The organism is Collinsella sp. CLA-JM-H32, from assembly GCF_040098165.1.
In the GTDB taxonomy this organism is placed as follows: Bacteria; Actinomycetota; Coriobacteriia; order Coriobacteriales; family Coriobacteriaceae; genus Collinsella.
Genome location: NZ_JBBNMZ010000021.1, coordinates 1 through 3448, shown reverse-complemented (window position 1 = coordinate 3448; position 3448 = coordinate 1). Strand labels below are relative to the sequence as shown.

Here is a 3448-nt window from a genome sequence, read left to right as displayed (position 1 = left end):
ACCGGATCAGCCGCGGGGCGTGCACCTTGAGAACCGGATACTGCGAGGATGGACACACCAGATGTGTCGCATCCGGGCAGACATCGAACCATTTGAAATGGTCTAACTTGGATTTGTTTTTCGCAAGGCCGCCGAGAGGCGGCCCCGAGAAATTCCTTTTCCTATACTAAAACCATATGAATCGAACGGAACCGATCAGCGAATGACTGAGAGGACCGGACGGGCTCGAAGCCCATTTATTTTGGACGGAGAGTTCGATCCTGGCTCAGGATGAACGCTGGCGGCGCGCCTAACACATGCAAGTCGAACGGCACCTATCTTCGGATAGAAGCGAGTGGCGAACGGCTGAGTAACACGTGGAGAACCTGCCCCCTCCCCCGGGATAGCCGCCCGAAAGGACGGGTAATACCGGATACCCCGGGGCGCCGCATGGCGCCCCGGCTAAAGCCCCGACGGGAGGGGATGGCTCCGCGGCCCATCAGGTAGACGGCGGGGTGACGGCCCACCGTGCCGACAACGGGTAGCCGGGTTGAGAGACCGACCGGCCAGATTGGGACTGAGACACGGCCCAGACTCCTACGGGAGGCAGCAGTGGGGAATCTTGCGCAATGGGGGGAACCCTGACGCAGCGACGCCGCGTGCGGGACGGAGGCCTTCGGGTCGTAAACCGCTTTCAGCAGGGAAGAGTCAAGACTGTACCTGCAGAAGAAGCCCCGGCTAACTACGTGCCAGCAGCCGCGGTAATACGTAGGGGGCGAGCGTTATCCGGATTCATTGGGCGTAAAGCGCGCGTAGGCGGCCCGGCAGGCCGGGGGTCGAAGCGGGGGGCTCAACCCCCCGAAGCCCCCGGAACCTCCGCGGCTTGGGTCCGGTAGGGGAGGGTGGAACACCCGGTGTAGCGGTGGAATGCGCAGATATCGGGTGGAACACCGGTGGCGAAGGCGGCCCTCTGGGCCGAGACCGACGCTGAGGCGCGAAAGCTGGGGGAGCGAACAGGATTAGATACCCTGGTAGTCCCAGCCGTAAACGATGGACGCTAGGTGTGGGGGGACGATCCCCCCGTGCCGCAGCCAACGCATTAAGCGTCCCGCCTGGGGAGTACGGCCGCAAGGCTAAAACTCAAAGGAATTGACGGGGGCCCGCACAAGCAGCGGAGCATGTGGCTTAATTCGAAGCAACGCGAAGAACCTTACCAGGGCTTGACATATGGGTGAAGCGGGGGAGACCCCGTGGCCGAGAGGAGCCCATACAGGTGGTGCATGGCTGTCGTCAGCTCGTGTCGTGAGATGTTGGGTTAAGTCCCGCAACGAGCGCAACCCCCGCCGCGTGTTGCCATCGGGTGATGCCGGGAACCCACGCGGGACCGCCGCCGTCAAGGCGGAGGAGGGCGGGGACGACGTCAAGTCATCATGCCCCTTATGCCCTGGGCTGCACACGTGCTACAATGGCCGGTACAGAGGGATGCCACCCCGCGAGGGGGAGCGGATCCCGGAAAGCCGGCCCCAGTTCGGATTGGGGGCTGCAACCCGCCCCCATGAAGTCGGAGTTGCTAGTAATCGCGGATCAGCATGCCGCGGTGAATGCGTTCCCGGGCCTTGTACACACCGCCCGTCACACCACCCGAGTCGTCTGCACCCGAAGTCGCCGGCCCAACCGCAAGGGGGGAGGCGCCGAAGGTGTGGAGGGTGAGGGGGGTGAAGTCGTAACAAGGTAGCCGTACCGGAAGGTGCGGCTGGATCACCTCCTTTCTAGGGAGATAAATCTTCTAGAGAGAAAACACTTTAACTCGAATAGAGGGCAGGAGCCCGTCCGGTGGATGTCGCCCGGAGGAAGTCCCCGCAGCACCCGGTCCCCGGGGTCGCACCCGCGTACCTTGAGAGCCGCATAGCGATAGGAGAGAGATGGAAGAGTATCCTCTTCCAGACTCGATTCTTTTCTGCGATTTAACGTAAGAATGATAGCAATCATTCATCCGATCCAAACAAGAAGAATTCACTTATATATGAGTGAGGAGCATCTGATCGCGAGCACAGTGAAGACACTGTGCCGCGGTATGAGATACCCGAATTGCGACATACGAGCGCTATTCATGATATCGATTAATTAACTTAATTAGCGACACGTGGATATCCCGCGGGCCCGATGCGGTCCCGCAAGATACCACGGGCGCACGGCGGATGCCTTGGCACAGGGAGCCGATGAAGGACGCGGCAAGCTGCGATAATCCCCGGCGAGGAGCACACATCCTTCGACCCGGGGGTCTCCGAATGGGCGAACCCATGCACAGCAGTGTGCATATCCCCCCGCTGAACACATAGGCGGGGGGAGGACAACCCGGGGAACTGAAACATCTAAGTACCCGGAGGAGAGGAAATCAATCTCGAGACTCCCCGAGTAGCGGCGAGCGAAAGGGGACCGATGGCCAAACCGTCGAGCGGGCATACCCGGCAGGGGTTCCGCCGACGGGGTTGCAGGGCCGCGCATCCGGGGGCTGCCGCCCCCGGGCGCAGGTCCGGCTGGGGAGCGGAACGGCATGGGAGGGCCGGCCGCAGCGGGTGACAGCCCCGTACGCGAACCCAGACCGGACGGCGCGACGCGGTCCCTGAGTAGGGCCGGGCACGTGAAACCCGGTCCGAACCTGGGTGGACCACCATCCAAGCCTGAGTACTACCCTGTGACCGATAGCGCACCAGTACCGTGAGGGAAAGGTGAAAAGCACCCCGGGAGGGGAGTGAAACAGTACCTGAAACCGTGCGCCCACGAGCAGTCGGAGCAACTTTACGTTGTGACGGCGTGCCTTTTGTAGAATGAGCCAGCGAGTCGCTGGCGCGGGGCGAGGTTAACCGAAAGGGAGCCGGAGCGAAAGCGAGCCTTAACAGGGCGACTTGAGTCCCGCGCCGCGGACGCGAAGCCGGGTGAGCTATCCGTGGGCAGGCTGAAGCGGGGGTAAGACCCCGTGGAGGGCCGAACGCACGTCGGTTGAAAACGGCGGCGATGACCTGCGGATAGGGGTGAAAGGCCAATCAAACCCGGAGATATCTCGTTCTCCCCGAAATAGCTTTAGGGCTAGCGTCGCGCGTTCACCGCCGGAGGTAGAGCACCGGATGGACGAGGGGGCTTCGCCGCCTACCGAATCCAACCGAACTCCGAATGCCGGCGGCCCAGAGCGCGGCAGTCAGAGCATGTGGGCTAAGCTGTGTGCTCGAGAGGGAAACAGCCCGGACCGCCCGCTAAGGTCCCCAAGTTCCAGCCGAGTGGCAAAGGATGTGCGTCCGCCCAGACAACCAGGATGTTGGCTTAGAAGCAGCCATACATTCAAAGAGTGCGTAACAGCTCACTGGTCGAGTGGACATGCGCCGACAATACACGGGGCTAAGCTGGACACCGAAGCGGCGGGATTTTAATTCATTAGAATCGGTAGGGGAGCTTCCCATGGGCGGAGAAGCCG

At 62.0% G+C, this 3448-nt stretch carries 2 rRNA genes; both read left to right on the top strand.

The features are described 5' to 3' along the window. Window positions 1–242 precede the first annotated feature (242 nt). A 16S ribosomal RNA gene (locus AAA021_RS09430) occupies window positions 243–1748 on the top strand. Between the two features lie 402 nt (window positions 1749–2150). Then, window positions 2151–3448, top strand: a 23S ribosomal RNA gene (locus tag AAA021_RS09425); the annotation flags it as partial.